Source organism: Paenibacillus glycanilyticus, assembly GCF_051200795.1.
Taxonomy (GTDB): Bacteria; Bacillota; Bacilli; order Paenibacillales; family Paenibacillaceae; genus Pristimantibacillus; species Pristimantibacillus glycanilyticus.
The window spans coordinates 2,521,579-2,538,959 of the sequence record NZ_CP195155.1; the positions used below are offsets into that span (position 1 = coordinate 2,521,579).

Below are 17,381 nucleotides of genomic sequence, written 5' to 3' on the forward strand. Positions count from 1 at the left end.
GATGACGATGACGGACCGGGAGAAGGACAGGGAGAAGGACCGGGAACATTCGAGCGGGGAACCCCCGTTTATGTACATACCGGAAGCGCAGAAAAACGAAGAGCAGGGAATAGCTATCCAGACGCCACCTTTCGAATTAACCGAGCGGACGGCTAAACACGGTCAGGCGCTTGCGAGGCATGACAAGGCCGAGGGCAAGGATGATGTGATCCCCGACAGTCTGGACGAGGTCTTTGAGCGGCTGGAGAACGAAGTCGGTTATAAAGTAAGCTTTGATATCGTCGTGCGCGAAATGACGTTTGGAGAAAGGCGCGTTGCTTTTTTCTACATGAATGGCCTCGCCAAAGATACGATTCTGACCGAAATTCTCAAACGGCTCACTTATTTGCAGCCCGACGATGTCTCCGGTGATGCTTTTCATGATTTCCTGCATTTGTATGTGCCTGCCGCGCAGGTGGATAAGAAGGATAAATGGAATGAGATGCTGACCTTCGTCCTATCCGGAGCGACTGCCATGTTTATTGACAAAGAGCCGCATGCCATCATTATTGATGCCAAAGCCTTCCCGGCGCGCAACCCGGAGGAGCCGACTCTTGAACGCGTTGTGCGCGGCAGCCGCGACGGCTTTGTCGAGACGCTTATGACCAACATCTCGCTTGTGCGCAGGCGCCTGCGCGATCCTCAGCTCCGTTACGAGCTTCTCAGGGTCGGGGAGCGTACGCAGTCCGATATTTGCATTGCTTATATCAACGACCTTGCGGATCCGGAGTTAGTCAAATCGATTAAGGATAAAATCAAACTGGTCCATATTGACGGGCTGCCGCTTGCGGATAAGCAGCTGGAGGAAGCGACCGTTCAACGGGGGTGGAATCCATTCCCGCTCGTGAGGTATTCCGAACGCCCGGATGTAGTTGCCGCCCATCTGCTGGAAGGCTCCGTCGTGGTGTTTGTGGATACTTCGCCAAGCGCGATGCTTCTGCCGACGACTTTCTTTGACTTGATTCAGCATGCCGAGGAAAACCGGCAGACTCCGTTTATCGGAACGTACCTGCGATGGGTTCGTTTTCTTGGAATATTCTCCTCGTTGTTCCTGTTGCCTTTATGGCTGCTGTTCGTAGTGCATCCGGAGCTTAAGCCGCAGGCTCTAGCCTTCCTGGGACCGGAGAAAATCGGCAAGCTGCCGCTGATCGTACAGTTTCTGATCGTGGAGGTTGGCGTCGATCTGATGAGGCTCGCTTCGGTGCATACGCCGTCAACGCTGGCGACCGCCGTATCCCTCGTTGCGGCCATCATGGTTGGCGATATCGCGGTGAAGACAGGGCTTTTCATCAACGAGGTTATTCTCTATATGGCGATAGCCGCCGTCGGAATGTTTGCGACGCCAAGCTATGAGCTGGGGCTGGCGAACCGTATCGTCAGGCTTGTGCTGATCATAGCCGTATCGTTGTTTAACGCGCCGGGATTTGTCATTGCGACAACCGCGATTCTGATGATGCTGAGCATGCAGCGTTCGTTCAACCGCCCGTACATGTGGCCGTTTATTCCGTTTGATTACAGAGCGATGTGGAACATCATCGTGAGGAAGCCGGTGCTCAAAAACCGTACTCGTCCCAACCTGCTCCGACCGCAGCAAAGCGACAAAATGCCGAGGACCGAATAGCGACCAAGAAATACAAATGAAATGTGAATTTATCCATTTCTCTCAAGGGTAGATTGCGATATACTGTGGCTATTGGTGCAAATCGTAATCAACTTCTATTACGTTCCTGTAGTAGATATCTGAGGGGGAGCATAATTCGTGTACTTACATGGCACAAGCAAAATTAATGCCCAGGGACATTTGGAGATTGGCGGAGTTGATGTAACGGATCTGGCGAAAGAGTACGGCACGCCGCTATACATTGTCGACGAGACGCTAATTCGTCAACGGGCGAATGAATACGTATCCGCATTTAAGGAATCCGGTCTGAAATTCCAGGTTGCCTACGCTAGCAAAGCATTCTCGGTTATGGCGATGTGCGCTATTGCCGATCAAGAGGGCTTGTCGCTCGACGTGGTATCCGACGGAGAGCTGTATACCGCTCTGCAAGCAGGTTTTCCTGCAGCCCGCATCCATTTCCACGGCAACAACAAAACGCCGGACGAAATCAACATGGCGCTGGACGCCAACATCGGATGCTTCGTTGTAGACAACTTTGTCGAGCTTCACCTGCTGAACGCGCTTGCGGCGGACAAAGGCAAAAAAGTAAAAATCCTGTTCCGCATTACGCCGGGCGTAGAAGCGCATACGCATGAATATATTTCGACTGGCCAGGAAGACTCGAAGTTTGGCTTTGACCTTGGCAACGGTGCCGCGAAGCAGGCCATTCAGGAAGCCCTTCAGCTTTCGAATCTCGAAATTTTGGGCGTGCACTCCCATATCGGTTCCCAGATTTTCGAAGTCGACGGTTTCCGCATGGCGGTTGACAAGGTTGTGGCTTTCGCGGTACAAATCCGCGACGAGCTGGGACTAACCTTCAAGGTGATCAATCTTGGCGGCGGCTTTGGCATCCGTTACGTGGAAGGCGACACCCCGCTTCCTGTAGCCCAATATGTGGCTGCCATTACCGATTCGGTTATTTCGAATTTCTCGGCCGCAAACTTCCCGCTGCCCGAGATTTGGGTTGAGCCGGGCCGCAGCATCGTTGGGGATGCAGGCACAACGCTGTATACCGTAGGCACTATGAAAGACATTCCGGGCGTACGCAAATATATCGCGGTGGACGGCGGCATGATGGATAACCCGCGTCCGGCACTGTATCAATCCCAGTACGAAGCGATTCTGGCGAACCGCGCGAACGAAGCGAATGCGGAAACCGTTACAATCGCGGGCAAAGCTTGCGAGAGCGGCGACAAGCTTATCATCGACCTTGAGCTGCCCAAAGCGGTAACGGGCGATTTGCTTGCCGTTTCCTGCACGGGCGCTTATAACTACTCCATGGCGAGCAATTACAACCGTTTCCGCCGTCCTGCCGTTGTCTTCGTAAAAGACGGCCAATCCGACCTCGTCGTGCAGCGCGAATCGCTTGAAAATATCGTCGGCAACGACGTAATTCCGGCAAGACTTCTCAAATCGCTTGCTAAGTGAGGGAGATTTTTGGTAACGTAGTCTTATTCGACATAGAAAGGTAGATGTTAGACATGGCTAAACAAGCAAAAATCACACTTGAGAACGGCGCAGAGGTTATTCTCGACCTGTTCGACCAAGATGCTCCAAATACGGTAGCAAACTTCGAAAAACTTGCAAACGAAGGCTTCTATAACGGCGTGGTATTCCACCGCGTTATCCCTGGTTTTGTTGCGCAAGGCGGCTGCCCTAACGGCACAGGCACTGGCGGTCCAGGCTACACCATCAACTGCGAGATCAACCCGAACAAGCATGAACGCGGTACTCTCGCTATGGCACACGCGGGCCGCAACACAGGCGGAAGCCAATTCTACATCTGCTATCAGCCGCAGCCTCATCTGGACGGCCAACATACCGTTTTCGGCAAAGTTGCTAAAGGCATGGAGCATGTTGACGCGTTCAAAGGACGCGATAAAATGCAAAAGGTTGAAGTTTACGAAGTTTAATGTTAAGATACTAACAAATTTATAGTTTGTGGCTTACCTTCGGGGCAGGGTGAAAATCCCAACCGGCGGTGATCGAGCGGCGCTTGCACAACAGGAATCACCTGCGTGCGGCGCTTACTCGTCAGTCCGTGACCCGGGCCATCCCAGGCAAGAGCGATTCATCGCATTGCGTGGGGAGGAACGGTGGACCTGGTGCAAATCCGGGACCGACAGTATAGTCTGGATGGGAGAAGGGGACACATTTGATGCGTTTGCGTCTGAGCGTTCATGCTTATTTTTCTTGTGCTTATTTTCACAAGTGAGATAGGTTTGTTTGAAATATAAGAAAGTATATATTCTTTATATTTTTATACTGGACTTATATTTCTTCCGCGAAACATTTGCGGTTCCCTATTGGGACGGCAACATCGTTTGCGTTTGAACCGTTTCTATTTGCAAGCATTTAATGGTTATTTTTCCCACCCCCGTTGGCTAAGCTGGCTAATGGGGGTGTTTTTGCATTTATGGAAATTTTAAACGATTCGTATTATATGAATCTTGCTCTTGAGCTAGCCGCCAAAGCCTCCGGTCAGACCGGCATTAATCCGGTTGTCGGCTGCGTCGTTGTGAAGGATGGACGCATTATTGGCGTTGGTACCCACCTTAAGCGGGGAACAGGTCACGCGGAGGTGCATGCGCTGCAGATGGCCGGTGACGAAGCGGAAGGGGCCACGGTGTATGTAACGCTAGAGCCGTGCAGTCATTACGGCAAAACGCCGCCATGCTGCGAGCGCATTATTAATGCGAAGGCTGCCCGCGTCGTTGTGGCGACCACGGATCCCAATCCGCAGGTTGCGGGCAGAGGGATCGCGCGTCTCCGGGAGGAAGGCATCGAGGTAGAGGTTGGACTGCTAGAAGAGCAATCCCGAAGCATGAACGAGAAATTCAACAAGTATATTACGTCCCGGCTGCCTTACGTAACGCTGAAGACGGCAAGCACGCTGGATGGCAAAATCGCTTCCCATACGGGAGACAGCCGCTGGATTACGGGATCAGCCGCTCGCGAACAGGTGCACACGCTGCGCCACCAGCACGAGGCGATTATGGTGGGCATCGGAACTTTGCTGGCGGATGATCCTCAGCTTACGACCCGTGCGGCTGTTCCGGCGATACATCCGGTTCGGATTATCGTGGACAGCAAGCTTCGGCTGCCGCAGGACGCAAGGGTAGTGACGGATGGCTTATCCCGCACGATTGTACTCGCCTCTGCGAAAGCTGATCCGGCTCGCGAGAAGGCGCTCACCGAAGCCGGCGTTGAGGTCATCCGATGCGGCGACGGCGAGCAGGTCGATCTGGCTGATGCGATGCGCAAGCTTGGCGAGCTGGAGATTGGTTCGATCCTTCTGGAGGGCGGCGGCAAGCTTAACGGCGCCATGCTGGAAGCCGGACTAATCGATAAGATCATGATCTACATGGCAACCAAAATTATCGGCGGGTTTGACTCCCCCGGCACCTTTACGTTCGCCGGGTTCGAGAAAATGTCGCAGGCCATTGAACTGGACAATGCGAAGGTGGAAATGGCAGGAGAAGATATTTGCATATCGGGATATCCGGTATACGGTAATGAATAGATTGGGGGAGTGCCCGTGTTTACCGGCCTGATTGAGGAAGTTGGCACTTTAAGACGGGTTAAGAAGCAAGGCGAAGCGATGGTTCTGACGGTAGAAGCTTCCAAGGTTACGGAAGGCGTTGCCCTTGGCGACAGCATTTCCGTAAACGGCGTGTGTTTAACCGTCATTGCCTTCGACCGGACATCGTTTGACGCGGACGTGATGCCGGAAACCTACCGGAAGTCCAATCTGCATCAACTCCGCCCGGGCCAGGACGTGAATCTGGAGCGGGCGATGATGGCCGGGGGGCGGTTCGGCGGTCACATCGTGCAGGGGCATGTCGACGGGGTTGGCGTGATCACCGGCCGGGAGACGGATGCGAACGCGGTTGTATTCGCCATACGGCTGTCTGACGACGAAATGATGAGGTATGTCATTCCGAAGGGCTCTATTACGATTGACGGAATCAGCCTAACGGTAGTCGGTACCAATGCCACTGGCTTCTCGGTATCGGTGATCCCGCATACGTTGGGAGAAACCGCGCTGATGAACAAGAAAGCCGGCGATTCGGTTAATATCGAATGCGATGTCATCGGCAAATACGTCGATCATCTGCTGCATTACAAACCCTCCGGCAGACCGGGTTCTTCCGGGCGGACCGAATCAAAGCTCAGCGCAGCTTTTTTAAGCGAAAATGGTTTTTTGTAAATACGAGGGTAACCGGATAGCAGGGAGGGAAATTGATGAATAGACAAGAGTTGGAACTGCAAGAAGATCTGTTTGACTCGATGGAAGCTGCGCTGGAGGATTTGAAGGCCGGCAAGCCCATTATCGTAGTGGACGACGAGGACCGCGAGAATGAGGGAGATTTGATTGCCCTGGCGGAGACCGCGTCGCCGGAAGTTATTAATTTCATGATTACGGAAGCACGCGGCTTGGTCTGCGTCCCTATTACGCGGGAGCGCGCCGAGCAGCTTGATCTGCCGCCGATGGTTCAGCATAATACGGACTATCACGGCACGGCTTTTACGGTATCCGTGGATCACGTATCCACGACGACGGGCATCTCGGCTTACGAGCGCTCGCAGACGGTTAAAGCATTGATTGACCCGGCGACGAAAGCAACGGATTTCCGCAAGCCGGGACATATTTTCCCGCTGGTAGCGAAAGATGGCGGCGTCATTCGCCGCGCGGGCCATACGGAAGCCGGTATCGATCTCGCGCGTATGTGCGGCTCGGAGCCCGCTGCAGTCATTTGCGAGATAATCAAAGAGGACGGGACGATGGCCCGCCTTCCGGACCTGATCGCTTTCAAGGAGAAGCATAACCTGAAGCTGATTACGATCCAAGGAATGATTGCTTACCGCAACGCCATGGAAAAGCTTGTCGACCGCATCGTAGAGGTTGACATGCCAACGGACTTCGGAAACTTCCGGGCAATTGCCTTCTCCAATCAGGCAGACGGCAAAGAGCATATCGCGTTTGTCAAAGGCAAGATTGCTTCTGATAAGCCGGTGCTTGTCCGCGTCCATTCGGAATGCCTGACGGGGGACGTTTTCCATTCGCACCGCTGCCAATGCGGCCCGCAGCTGCAGTCGGCGCTGGAACAAATCAATGAGGAAGGCAGCGGCATTCTTCTTTATATGCGCCAGGACAGTCAAGGACTCGTGAACAAGCTGAAAAATTACGCCCAGCTTGACCAAGGCGCGGATAAAGAAGAGGTTAAGCCTAAGATGGATCTTCGCGATTACGGCGTGGGTGCTCAAATTTTGCGTGATCTGGGTGTCCGCCAAATGCGCCTGCTCACGAATAACCCGCGCAAGATCAGAGGCCTTGAGGGTCACGGAATCGAGATCGTGGAACGGGTACCGATTGAAATTCGCGAAGGCGGCAAGAAATAAAGCAAGCTAAAATATTAAACATAATGACCAGGAGGGCTTAACATGCCAAACGTATTTGAAGCAAGCGTAGTATCGGAAGGACTTCGATTTGGGGTAGTTGTAGGACGTTTTAACGAATTTATCTCGGGTAAGCTGCTCAGCGGTGCGCTTGACGGCTTCAAGCGCCATGGCGCGCAAGACAACGACGTGGATATCGCTTGGGTGCCGGGCGCATTCGAAATTCCTCTTATCGCGCAAAAAATGGCGGAAAGCGGAAAATACGATGCCGTTATTACGCTTGGCGCCGTTATCCGGGGATCAACTCCGCACTTTGACTACGTGTGCAACGAAGCAGCAAAAGGCGTAGCCGCAATCGCCCTGAAAACAGGCGTGCCAACGATTTTTGGCGTATTGACGGTGGATTCGATCGAGCAAGCCATTGAGCGTGCGGGCACAAAAGCGGGAAATAAAGGCTATGAAGCGGCTGTTTCTGCAATAGAGATGGCAAATTTGTCGAAATTACTGCATAATTAGAGTAATAGCTCAAATTATGCTGCGTTACTTGTTATAGGACGTCAGCCATTTGCGCATGGCAGGGGGATCGTAAGAAGTGACGATGCACTACAAGTTGGAATCCTTTGAAGGACCGCTCGATTTGCTGCTTCATCTTATCGATAAGTCAGAAATCGACATCCACGAGATTTCGATTAGTGAAATAACGGATCAATACATGGATTATTTAAATGCGATGAAGGAATTGGAGCTGGAGCTGACAAGCGAGTTCCTTGTTATGGCCGCTACGCTGCTGGCCATCAAGAGCAATCAGCTGCTGCCCAAACCTCCCGTGTTCGAGGATTTCTATGAAGAGTGGCCGGATGACGGCCTTGATCCGAGGGACGAGCTTATTCAGAAGCTGGTCGAATATCGTAAATTCAAGCAAATTGCAGAGCAGCTTCGGGAGAAGGAACTGGAGCGCAGCCTTATTTATTCCCGAGAGCCGGATGATATGACGCCGTATATGAAAGAAGAGATCGTCAATCCGCTCGAGGGCTTGCATATATCCGATCTGATTGCCGCATTCCAGCGGGCGCTGCGCAGAGCGGCGCGACGCAATATCGTGGCAACCGTGCAGAGGGATGAAATCTCGGTTAAGGACCGGATTCGGGACATTGTTGAGGTTCTGAAGCAGTTCGAGACCGTACGGTTCTCCCGTCTGATCCGCGAGAATATGAACAAGCATGAGGTTGTTGTGACGTTCCTTGCTATTCTGGAGCTGATGAAGATGAAACATATTCGCTGCTTCCAGCATCAGCTGTTTGATGACATCGTCATTCATTGGAGAGGAGAAGCGGCGGACAATGGATTATCCGAAGTTGAAATCGATTATTGAAGGCCTGTTATTCATGGCGGGCGACGAAGGACTAAACAAACGGCAGTTAGCCGATATTTTGCAGCTTGAGGCTGATCTGGCAGCGGATCTTGTGTACGACCTTCACAGGGATCTGGCTCGCGAGCAGCGCGGGGTGCAGGTAACGGAGGTAGCCGGGGCGTACCGGATGACCACGAATCCGGACCATGCCGCCTACTTCGAACGCATGGCGTATACGCCTACACGTTCCCAGCTGTCGCAGGCTGCGCTTGAGACCTTATCCATTGTGGCCTACCGCCAGCCGATAACCCGTATTGATATTGAGGAGATCCGGGGCGTCAAGAGCGACCGGGCGATTCAATCGCTTGTGTCCAAGGATTTAATTGAGGAGGTCGGACGGGCCGAGGCAATCGGCAGGCCGATTTTATACGGAACCACGAAATCATTCCTGGATTATTTTGGATTGCCGAATATTAAAGCCTTGCCGGAGCCTAAACAAGTCGATATCGAAGAGGCGCTCGAGGAACAGACGCAAATGCTGTTCGAACGTCTGGGCGAACGCCAAACAACGATTGACGAGTTTATTCCGGTTCATGACGACAAGGAATAACCGGATTGTCAGGTTTTTCTAAAGAATGGTCGAAATGTTGAACAATTGGTCCGTTATTTCCCGCTGAAGCGGGATAACGGACCTTTTTACTTTTTTATCTAGTGACAATTGCGTTGAAAGTTGGTTATAATGGCGGTTGTCCTTTTTTTAAAGGAAAGGATGAACCTGTTTGAACAGGGGATTCTAGCTGTAATGGCATACGATGGATAGCAGGAGGTAATACCACTGATTGAGCTTCTGGACATAAGAAAAACTTACGTAAATAGCGTGGAAGCTGTTAAAAATATAAGCCTGACCATTAATAAAGGTGAAATATTCGGCATTATCGGACATTCCGGGGCAGGCAAGAGCACTTTGCTCCGCTGCGTGAATTTGCTGGAGCGCCCGACGTCGGGGACGGTGAAGGTAGGCGAAGTGGAACTGACCCGGCTGTCGTCCACGCAGCTGCAGAAGGAACGCCGCCGAATCGGAATGATATTTCAGCACTTTAATCTCTTGTCGATGGCGACTGTGCGCGATAACATCGCGTTTCCGCTTGAGCTAGCGAAGCTGCCAAGAACAGCCGTTAAACAACGGGTCGACGAGCTGCTTAAGCTTGTAGGGCTGGAGCAGCATGCGGATAAATATCCGGCGCAGCTCTCGGGCGGTCAGAAGCAGCGCGTGGGAATCGCCAGAGCGCTTGCGAACAACCCGGATGTGCTGCTGTGCGACGAGGCTACCTCGGCGCTTGATCCGCAGACGACAAACGCGATTCTGTCACTTCTGATGGACATTAATCAAAAGCTGGGCATCACGATTCTGCTTATTACCCACGAGATGCATGTGATCCGCGCAATCTGCGACCGCGTTGCCGTTATTGACGGCGGCGAGATCGTCGAGATGGGGGATGTCCTCGATGTCTTCCTGAAGCCGCAGCATTCGATTACGAAGGATTTCGTCAGCCAGATTGCGGATTCCTTCGATCCGCGCGAGCTTATTAACACGAGGAGCGGCCGCCTTATCAAAATCAACTACGTTGGCGAGATTACGTACGAGCCGCTGCTGTTTAACGCAGTCAAATCGACCTCGGTTCAATTTACGATTCTGCAGGGAACCGTCTCCCGCATGAAAAATACGCCTTACGGACAGCTGGTCATCGAGTTTATCGGCGATGACGGTGAAATTGACAGGGTGCTCGACGAGCTTCGGGCGAAAGGGCTGGAAGTAGGTGATTTGAAATGATGCTGAAGCAGAACATTGACTGGAGCCAGGTGCGCTGGGAAGATATTTGGCCGGCAACCAAAGACACCTTGACGATGATTGGCGCTTCGCTGCTATTTACCGTCATTCTCGGTTTGTTAATCGGGATCATCCTTTTCCTGACCTCCAGAAAACAGCTTCTGGAACAGCCTGTCGTGTATGGATTATTATCGCTTGTTGTTAATATCCTGCGGTCGGTACCGTTTGTCATTCTAATGATTCTGATCATGCCGTTTACAAAGCTGCTGACCGGTACGACGTTAGGCGTACAGGGCACGATTCCGCCGCTTGTCGTTGCGGCAGCGCCGTTTTTCGCCAGATTGGTGGAAACGTCTCTCCGCGAGGTGGACAAGGGCGTTATCGAGGCAGCGCAGGCAATGGGCGCTTCCAGATGGGATATCGTCAGACGCGTCCTGCTGCTTGAAGCAAGACCGGGCTTGCTGGCCGGAATTACGATTACAGCCGTGACGCTTGTATCTTATACGGCGATGGCCGGCGTTATTGGCGGCGGCGGGCTAGGTGACCTTGCCTTGCGTTACGGTTATCAAAGATTCCAGCTGAGCGTTATGATTGTTACGGTTCTAATGCTTATTATTTTGGTTCAACTCCTGCAGATGGCAGGCGACCATTTGGTTCGCCGGTTCAGCCGGAAGTAAGGTGGACATCATAGAAGCAACATACAGAAGATGGAGGAAAGGGAAATGAAGAAATTTGGTTTTATCCTGCTTGCCCTTACGCTGGTCATCGCGTTATCCGCATGCGGCGCTAAGAAGGAAGAGAACGGCACGAACAACACTTCTGCCGGCAATGGCGGCAATGAAGTAAAAGAAGTAACCCTGAAGGTTGGCGCAACGCCGGTACCGCATGCTGAAATTCTTAATTTCATCAAGCCTGCCTTGAAGGAACAAGGCATTAATCTTGAAGTCGTGGAATTCAACGACTATATTCAGCCGAATACGCAATTGTACGAGAAAGAACTGGACGCAAACTTCTTCCAGCATACCCCGTACCTTGACCAATTCAACAAAGACAAAGGTTACGACCTTGTAAGCGTTGCGGGCGTTCACATTGAGCCAATGGGCGCTTATTCCAAAAAAATCAAAAGCGCGGATGAACTGAAAGACGGCGCTAAAGTGGTTATTCCGAATGACCCGACCAACGGCGGCCGCGCGCTTCAGCTGCTTGCCGCTAATAATGTGATCAAGCTGAAAGACGGCGTAGGCGTATCAGCAACCGTGCACGACATTACCGAAAATCCGAAAAACCTGAAAATTACCGAGGTAGAAGCCGCTACTCTTCCGCGCGTTCTGGGTGAAGTCGATCTTGCTCTGATCAACTCCAACTTTGCGCTTGAAGCGGATCTTGTTCCTACGAAGGATGCAATCTTCATCGAAGGCAGCGATTCGCCATACGTAAATATTCTGGTTGCCCGTCCGGACAACAAAGATTCCGATGCCATGAAGAAGCTGGCTGCGGCTCTGCAATCCCCTGATGTGAAGAAATTTATCGAAGACAAATATGCGGGCGCAATCGTTCCGGCGTTTAAATAATCGTTCGTTAAATAAACCGTACAGATTAATCTGTACGGTTTATTTTTTTGTCTATCAATCTAGAACATTACCAGATTTACTGTTAACAGCCTTGTATTCTGAGGGGGTGCATGAAATCCGATAGCCAAGCCATACTACAAGTAACCTATTTTTCATAAAGCTGGAGGAAGCATGGAATGATCGGTTATCCGTATATTTGGGTACTCGCGGCCGGTCTCATTATTGTGCTTTTCCTTCTCATTGCCTTGGTATCGCCGGTTACGATCCAGGGAGAGATGAGACGCGATGGGGAAAATGACGACATCGAGATCAATTTCAAGGCGCTCTTCGGATTATTGCGCTATAAGCTGAAGATTCGCTCGATTGATTTCAGCGGCAAGGCGATCCGTCTGCATGAGCATTTAATGGGTACAAGCATCGGTATGAGCAGCAAGGACGAGAAGCACGATGAAATTGACACTCACCGCGTAATGGCTGGAATCGAGAAATATAAACGAGCCGCTGCATTGACGTACAATCTCTCCCATTGGGCCAAACAAACGTTAGCGAAGATCAGGCTGGAAGAGTGGAAGTGGTCGACTGCCGTAGGCACGGGAGATGCGATGTGGACAGCAATGGCGACGGGTGCGCTGTGGTCGGTCAAAACAACGACCTTGGGCGTGTTATCCCAATTCGTGAAGCTGAGGGCCGAGCCGAGAGTGGAGGTGCAGCCCGTGTATGCGCAGGCTTGCTTCCGAACGGAATGGAATTGTATCGCCAAAATTGGATTGGGCAATGCCATCATGGCAGGCTTGCACCTCCTTGTTCGCCTCAGGAATGCAAAAGAAGGCGTTCAGGCTTGGCGAAGCTTGCTGTTTAAAGCATAAAACGCTTAGGGCTAATTCATGACTGACGGTTGGTTTCATACATAGTCCGTTACCGGAATGAGCAGAATACCAAAAGTGTAGGCGAGTCCTCATCCTTTACGCACAAACACAAATTCACTTCAGGAGGAGTCACAATGCCAGAACATCCGATTCAAGGCCTCATGCAGACCGCAATGGAAAATATCAAAGAGATGGTCGACGTTAACACGATCGTCGGCGATCCTGTTCAAACGCCGGACGGCAGCATTATTATGCCGATCTCCAAGGTTGGCTTCGGCTTCGTGGCTGGCGGCAGCGATATCCGCTTCGACGGTTCTGCTACGCATGATCACTCTTCGTCGTCATCCGATGGCCACAACCATCATAATGCCGGGGTTGCGGGTCCGTTTGGCGGCGGCAGCGGCGGAGGCGTCTCGATTACCCCAATTGCCTTTCTTGTGGTTGGCACGCATGGCGTGAAGATTGTACCGCTTGATAACCAAACGCATCTGATGGAGCGCATTATCGATTCGGCTCCTGTCGTATTCGATAAAGTGCAGCATATGTTCAGGACATCAGCCAACAAACATGATCATGACTATATCACAGATGGTAACGACACCCTCATCTAGGGAAACTGCCCGCAAGGGCAGTTTTTCGTTTTAGGGCATGTCTTAATTTGCCCCTTCTAAGCATATACTGTACAAGGTGAGGGCTGACGATAGGAAAGGAGCAGCGAAAGACGTGATAGGAAGACAGCTTCGCCGAATAGGAATCGCCTTATGGGCGGCAAGTTTGATTTGGGGGACAAGCTTTACGGCATCCGTGCATGCGGCGCCGAATCCGTATCACACAAGCGCAAAAGCCTCGGCGCTGGTTGATGTGAAATCGGGTAGAATTCTTTACAGCGAGAATGGAGACCAATCGATGCGAATTGCCAGTCTGACCAAAATCATGACGGCGATTGTTGCGATCGAGCATGGCAAGCTGTCCGATCAAGTGAAGACAAGCAACAGAGCGGTTGGCAAAGAAGGCTCTTCCATTTATCTGCAGCTGGGCGAGGAAATGACCCTTCTCAATATGCTATACGGTCTTATGCTGCGTTCAGGCAATGATGCGGCGACGGCAATCGCCGAGCATGTAGGAGGCTCGGAGGAAGGTTTTGTCCATCTCATGAACGAGAAAGCCGAAATGCTTGGTTTGACGAATACCCAATTCAAAAACCCGCATGGTCTGGATGCAGAAGGACATTACTCATCCGCCAATGACCTTGCCAAGCTGACGGCATACGCGCTCCGCAATCCCGTATTTGCCGAAATCGTGAGCACCAAGGTCAAAAGCGTTCCGAATCCTCATGAGAAGTGGCAATACAGCTGGACGAACAAAAACAAAATGCTGGCGATGTATGAGGGTGCGGATGGCGTTAAAACCGGTTATACCAAAAAAGCGCTGCGCTGTCTGGTCAGCTCGGCGACACGTAACGGACAGCAGCTGGCTGCCGTTACCCTGAATGACCGCGACGACTGGGTAGATCACAGTCAAATGCTGGACTGGGGCTTTAAACATTATCCGCTGATGGAAGTGGCAAGAAAAGGTCAATCGATTGCCGGTTATCCGTTAGCCGTAGGTAATTCCTTTTATTATCCGTTAGCCGAAGAGGAGCGGGGCAGTCTGCAATCCCGGCTGGTCGTTCTTGATATGGCAACGATGAACTATAAGCTTGGGGAACGCGGTGCGCTTGAATGGTATTTAAACGATAAGAAAATCGGATCCATTCCCGTTTACGATATCGGAAGCACGAGAATGAGCCTGCCCGAACGTAAGCCGATGTCGGATGCCGCATTGCTTCTCGATTACAAAAAAGCTTCCAGAGGGCATGAAAGCTTCATACATTCGATAACTGCTGTTATCGGTGCACTATTTTGAAATATAGGCCATTTACACGGCTTGTATTTCGCACGCGAAACGAATGCTGCTTATTGCAGCCGTTTACGCTTGGCTAATCGGGGGAGGTAAGCCAATTATGGTGAACTGGATATGGTTGTTTTTTATTGTTGTAAGCGTGGTTGTGGCGGCTGTTAACGGACGGATTGATGCGGTGACGCAGGCGGCATTCGATGGCGCCAAATCCGGGGTGACCATCAGCTTCGGGTTAATCAGCATTATGGTATTCTGGCTGGGGATGATGCGGATTGCGGAGGATGCAGGGGTGCTGAAAAAAATGGCCAAGCTGTTGAGTCCGGTTGTACGCTGGTTATTCCCGGACGTTCCGGCCAATCATCCGGCAATGGGCTATATAATGAGCAACCTAAGCGCTAATCTGTTCGGATTAGGCAATGCCGCCACGCCAATGGGGATTAAAGCCATGCAGGAGCTGCAAAAGCTTAATCCGGATCAAGAGACGGCAACGCCCGCTATGTGCACGCTTCTTGCCTTAAATACATCCAGCATTACGCTTGTTCCTACTACTTTAATTGCAATCCGGATGAATTACGGTTCGGCTAATCCTGCGGAGATCGTTGGTACGACGCTTGCGGCAACCTTTGTTGCGACTGGCGCCGCTATTCTTGCGGACCGATGGTACCGCAGGAGGTCGGGGATGCCTCCGGCAAATAAACCATACACCTCGGGTAAAACATCCGGCAAGGCATTGCCGGCACATACCGCCATGGATCCTCCGATATCGGCCGTCTCGACGGTTAAGGGAGGTGGCGATCGTGTTTGAGTGGTTTACCCGCATTTCGGCTTGGCTTATTCCTGCCATTATCGTATTTATTCCTTTATATGCGGCATTCCGGAAAGTCCCTGTATACGAAACCTTTGTAGAAGGCGCAAAAGACGGCTTTGGCACGGCCATTAACATAATTCCCTCCTTGGTTGGCATGATGGTAGCCATCAGTATGTTCCGTGCGTCTGGCGCCATGGATTTGATGCTTGGCGCCGTGCGTCCGTTGTTTGATTGGCTCAGCATTCCGACGGAAGTTTTGCCTCTAGGCATTTTGCGGCCGCTTACGGGAGCGGGCTCGCTTGCATTTACGGCCGATCTTATCGCCACGCATGGACCCGATTCCATGATTGGGCGCATTGCGTCCACGATTCAAGGCAGCACGGATACAACCCTTTACGTGCTGACGGTTTATTTTGGCGCCATTGGCATCCGCAAGACCAAATACGCGTTAAAAGTGGGCTTATTCTCGGATTTAGTCGGATTTTTGGCCGCAATTATGATCTGCATGTACATATTCAAGTAGCTCGCGCTTGTGCTTTCCCTTCCATATCGTTATGATGGAGGTTGAGGTGAAAGCATTGGAACGTTTACAGAAAATATTAGCGCAAGCGGGCGTCGCATCCCGTCGAAAATGCGAAGAGCTTATTCTTGCCGGTGCCGTTGAGGTCAATGGCGAGAAAGTGACGACGCTCGGAGTAAAAGCGGATCCGGCAACGGATGAAATTACGGTGAATGGCAAGCCGATCCGCAGCGAGAAAAAAATCTATTTGATGCTGAACAAACCAAGAGGTGTCATCACAAGCGCCAAGGATCCGCAAGGGCGCAAAGTGGTGGCTGATTTTTTGCCCGGCATCAGAGAGCGCGTGTATCCGGTCGGACGTTTGGATTACGATACGGAAGGACTGCTGCTTCTTACGAATGACGGGGAGTTCGCTAACCTCCTTACGCATCCGAGTCATCACGTGCCTAAGACCTATTACGCAACCGTAAAAGGCGTACCGCACGGATCGCTTTTGGATCAGCTGAAGAAGGGCGTTATGCTGGAGGATGGCATGACGGCGCCAGCGGAGGTCGAATATCAGGATATCGACGAAGAGAAAAATATGTCGACCATCCGCATTACGATCTACGAGGGACGCAACCGTCAGGTGCGCCGCATGTTTGATGCGATCAAGCATCCGGTTCTGAAGCTGAGACGCGTGAAATTCGGCGAACTTGGTCTTCGCACGCTAGCCAGAGGACAGTTCAGACACCTTACTCCGGTTGAGGTTAAGGAGCTTCGGGACCAGGCTCGCAAGACACATAAAGTTCATAAAAAGTAAACGGCGGCAGCGGTTATTGCCGCCCATTTTTCGTTATAATGAGTGTATTATTAGCTGACATCAATGGTGAAATGTAGGTGATGGGACGGGAATGGGCAAGTATCGAAAAACGGTGCAAATTGTCATTCTGCTTGCCGTGCTAGTTGTAGGCGGATATGCCATTGGCAATACCCTATTCGCCGCTAGGGACGAAGGGATCCCGAAGATCGGGGAACAGCCGCCCGAGTTTACGCTGGCCGATTTGCAGGGCAATACGCACAATCTTTCCGATTATAAAGGCAAGGCCGTTGTCATTAACTTCTGGGGGAGCTTCTGTCCGCCTTGCGTGAAGGAAATGCCGGAATTCGAGCGCCAGTTCGAGAAATGGAAGGACTCGGGCCTTGAGGTGCTTGCGATCAACCTAAGCGAAGATACGCTTACGGTTAACAACTTCGTGCGCAGATTTGACCTGAGTTATCCGATATTGCGCGACGTGAACCGAAAGACGGAGCGGAAATACGGGCTGGAATCTTACCCGACAACCTTTTTTGTCAAGCCGGACGGGACCATTCTGGATGTATTTGTAGGCGGGATGAGCGAGCAGGACATCGATTCCCGTGTAGACAAACTGCTGCAGTAAAGCTGACTAGGAGGTTTC

The 17,381-nt window shown here is 51.7% G+C and carries 19 protein-coding genes and 1 riboswitch; all 19 genes read left to right on the forward strand.

Going from position 1 to position 17,381, the window contains the following annotated elements; all coding sequences use genetic code 11:
* Position 1: 1 nt before the first annotated feature.
* The 19 genes from ACR9FF_RS11525 to ACR9FF_RS11615 all read left to right on the forward strand — a co-directional run bounded on the left by ACR9FF_RS11525 (position 2) and on the right by ACR9FF_RS11615 (position 17,363).
* A complete protein-coding gene (locus tag ACR9FF_RS11525) occupies positions 2-1,660 on the forward strand; it encodes a spore germination protein (protein WP_435172082.1) in 1,659 nt (552 codons plus the stop codon).
* 138 nt (positions 1,661-1,798) lie between these two features.
* On the forward strand, positions 1,799-3,127 hold the full coding sequence (gene lysA / locus ACR9FF_RS11530) for a diaminopimelate decarboxylase (protein WP_248756316.1): 1,329 nt from the start codon (positions 1,799-1,801) through the stop codon (positions 3,125-3,127).
* Between the two features lie 53 nt (positions 3,128-3,180).
* Entirely contained in the window at positions 3,181-3,612 is a 432-nt protein-coding gene (locus ACR9FF_RS11535; RefSeq protein ID WP_127494281.1) for a peptidylprolyl isomerase, read from the forward strand.
* Positions 3,613-3,643: 31 nt separating this feature from the next.
* Positions 3,644-3,851, forward strand: a riboswitch (FMN riboswitch).
* 264 nt (positions 3,852-4,115) lie between these two features.
* The gene (gene ribD, locus ACR9FF_RS11540; protein WP_201003609.1) at positions 4,116-5,222 is read left to right on the forward strand and encodes a bifunctional diaminohydroxyphosphoribosylaminopyrimidine deaminase/5-amino-6-(5-phosphoribosylamino)uracil reductase RibD; all 1,107 of its coding nucleotides are present in this window, start codon (positions 4,116-4,118) and stop codon (positions 5,220-5,222) included.
* A 15-nt stretch (positions 5,223-5,237) separates the two neighbouring features.
* Entirely contained in the window at positions 5,238-5,909 is a 672-nt protein-coding gene (gene ribE / locus ACR9FF_RS11545) for a riboflavin synthase (RefSeq protein WP_127494276.1), read from the forward strand.
* Positions 5,910-5,944: 35 nt separating this feature from the next.
* The gene (ribB, locus tag ACR9FF_RS11550) at positions 5,945-7,102 is read left to right on the forward strand and encodes a 3,4-dihydroxy-2-butanone-4-phosphate synthase (protein ID WP_127494274.1); all 1,158 of its coding nucleotides are present in this window, start codon (positions 5,945-5,947) and stop codon (positions 7,100-7,102) included.
* A gap of 42 nt (positions 7,103-7,144) precedes the next feature.
* Complete coding sequence (ribH, locus tag ACR9FF_RS11555; RefSeq protein WP_015843951.1) at positions 7,145-7,615, forward strand: 6,7-dimethyl-8-ribityllumazine synthase; 471 nt, start codon at positions 7,145-7,147, stop codon at positions 7,613-7,615.
* 76 nt (positions 7,616-7,691) lie between these two features.
* The gene (locus ACR9FF_RS11560) at positions 7,692-8,471 is read left to right on the forward strand and encodes a segregation and condensation protein A (RefSeq protein WP_127494272.1); all 780 of its coding nucleotides are present in this window, start codon (positions 7,692-7,694) and stop codon (positions 8,469-8,471) included.
* Entirely contained in the window at positions 8,440-9,060 is a 621-nt protein-coding gene (gene scpB, locus ACR9FF_RS11565) for an SMC-Scp complex subunit ScpB (RefSeq protein ID WP_201003605.1), read from the forward strand. The genes ACR9FF_RS11560 and scpB overlap by 32 nt, the downstream gene beginning before the upstream one ends.
* A gap of 225 nt (positions 9,061-9,285) precedes the next feature.
* Complete coding sequence (locus ACR9FF_RS11570) at positions 9,286-10,281, forward strand: methionine ABC transporter ATP-binding protein (protein WP_435172084.1); 996 nt, start codon at positions 9,286-9,288, stop codon at positions 10,279-10,281.
* Positions 10,278-10,955 carry a methionine ABC transporter permease gene (locus tag ACR9FF_RS11575; protein ID WP_435171154.1) on the forward strand — a complete coding sequence of 226 codons (678 nt, stop codon included), beginning with the start codon at positions 10,278-10,280 and terminating at the stop codon, positions 10,953-10,955. Before ACR9FF_RS11570 ends, ACR9FF_RS11575 begins: the two co-directional genes overlap by 4 nt.
* 45 nt (positions 10,956-11,000) lie before the next feature.
* The gene (locus ACR9FF_RS11580) at positions 11,001-11,849 is read left to right on the forward strand and encodes a MetQ/NlpA family ABC transporter substrate-binding protein (RefSeq protein WP_435171157.1); all 849 of its coding nucleotides are present in this window, start codon (positions 11,001-11,003) and stop codon (positions 11,847-11,849) included.
* Positions 11,850-12,025: 176 nt separating this feature from the next.
* Positions 12,026-12,715, forward strand: a complete 690-nt coding sequence (locus ACR9FF_RS11585; protein ID WP_435171159.1) for a DUF2953 domain-containing protein — start codon at positions 12,026-12,028, stop codon at positions 12,713-12,715.
* Positions 12,716-12,849: 134 nt separating this feature from the next.
* On the forward strand, positions 12,850-13,326 hold the full coding sequence (gene ytfJ / locus ACR9FF_RS11590) for a GerW family sporulation protein (RefSeq protein ID WP_435171162.1): 477 nt from the start codon (positions 12,850-12,852) through the stop codon (positions 13,324-13,326).
* A 112-nt stretch (positions 13,327-13,438) separates the two neighbouring features.
* Positions 13,439-14,620: a D-alanyl-D-alanine carboxypeptidase family protein gene (locus tag ACR9FF_RS11595; RefSeq protein ID WP_435171165.1), complete on the forward strand. Its 1,182-nt coding sequence runs from the start codon at positions 13,439-13,441 to the stop codon at positions 14,618-14,620.
* 97 nt (positions 14,621-14,717) lie between these two features.
* Positions 14,718-15,419, forward strand: a complete 702-nt coding sequence (locus ACR9FF_RS11600) for a nucleoside recognition domain-containing protein (RefSeq protein ID WP_435171167.1) — start codon at positions 14,718-14,720, stop codon at positions 15,417-15,419.
* Positions 15,412-15,945: a spore maturation protein gene (locus ACR9FF_RS11605; RefSeq protein WP_435171169.1), complete on the forward strand. Its 534-nt coding sequence runs from the start codon at positions 15,412-15,414 to the stop codon at positions 15,943-15,945. Before ACR9FF_RS11600 ends, ACR9FF_RS11605 begins: the two co-directional genes overlap by 8 nt.
* Before the next feature lie 55 nt (positions 15,946-16,000).
* Positions 16,001-16,744, forward strand: coding sequence for a pseudouridine synthase (locus ACR9FF_RS11610; protein WP_127494253.1), 744 nt, complete (start codon positions 16,001-16,003; stop codon positions 16,742-16,744).
* 91 nt (positions 16,745-16,835) lie between these two features.
* Positions 16,836-17,363 (forward strand): redoxin domain-containing protein, encoded by a 528-nt coding sequence (locus tag ACR9FF_RS11615; protein WP_127494251.1) that lies wholly within the window; start codon positions 16,836-16,838, stop codon positions 17,361-17,363.
* The last annotated feature ends 18 nt before the right edge of the window (positions 17,364-17,381 follow it).

Bases quoted from the DNA above. Each gene is read 5' to 3' on its own strand.
- ACR9FF_RS11525 (WP_435172082.1), top strand. From the start codon at position 2: ATGACGATGACGGACCGGGAGAAGGACAGGGAGAAGGACCGGGAACAT.
- ACR9FF_RS11535 (WP_127494281.1), top strand. From the start codon at position 3,181: ATGGCTAAACAAGCAAAAATCACACTTGAGAACGGCGCAGAGGTTATT.
- ribD (WP_201003609.1), top strand. From the start codon at position 4,116: ATGGAAATTTTAAACGATTCGTATTATATGAATCTTGCTCTTGAGCTA.
- ribB (WP_127494274.1), top strand. From the start codon at position 5,945: ATGAATAGACAAGAGTTGGAACTGCAAGAAGATCTGTTTGACTCGATG.
- ribH (WP_015843951.1), top strand. From the start codon at position 7,145: ATGCCAAACGTATTTGAAGCAAGCGTAGTATCGGAAGGACTTCGATTT.
- scpB (WP_201003605.1), top strand. From the start codon at position 8,440: ATGGATTATCCGAAGTTGAAATCGATTATTGAAGGCCTGTTATTCATG.
- ACR9FF_RS11575 (WP_435171154.1), top strand. From the start codon at position 10,278: ATGATGCTGAAGCAGAACATTGACTGGAGCCAGGTGCGCTGGGAAGAT.
- ACR9FF_RS11580 (WP_435171157.1), top strand. From the start codon at position 11,001: ATGAAGAAATTTGGTTTTATCCTGCTTGCCCTTACGCTGGTCATCGCG.
- ACR9FF_RS11585 (WP_435171159.1), top strand. From the start codon at position 12,026: ATGATCGGTTATCCGTATATTTGGGTACTCGCGGCCGGTCTCATTATT.
- ytfJ (WP_435171162.1), top strand. From the start codon at position 12,850: ATGCCAGAACATCCGATTCAAGGCCTCATGCAGACCGCAATGGAAAAT.
- ACR9FF_RS11600 (WP_435171167.1), top strand. From the start codon at position 14,718: ATGGTGAACTGGATATGGTTGTTTTTTATTGTTGTAAGCGTGGTTGTG.
- ACR9FF_RS11615 (WP_127494251.1), top strand. From the start codon at position 16,836: ATGGGCAAGTATCGAAAAACGGTGCAAATTGTCATTCTGCTTGCCGTG.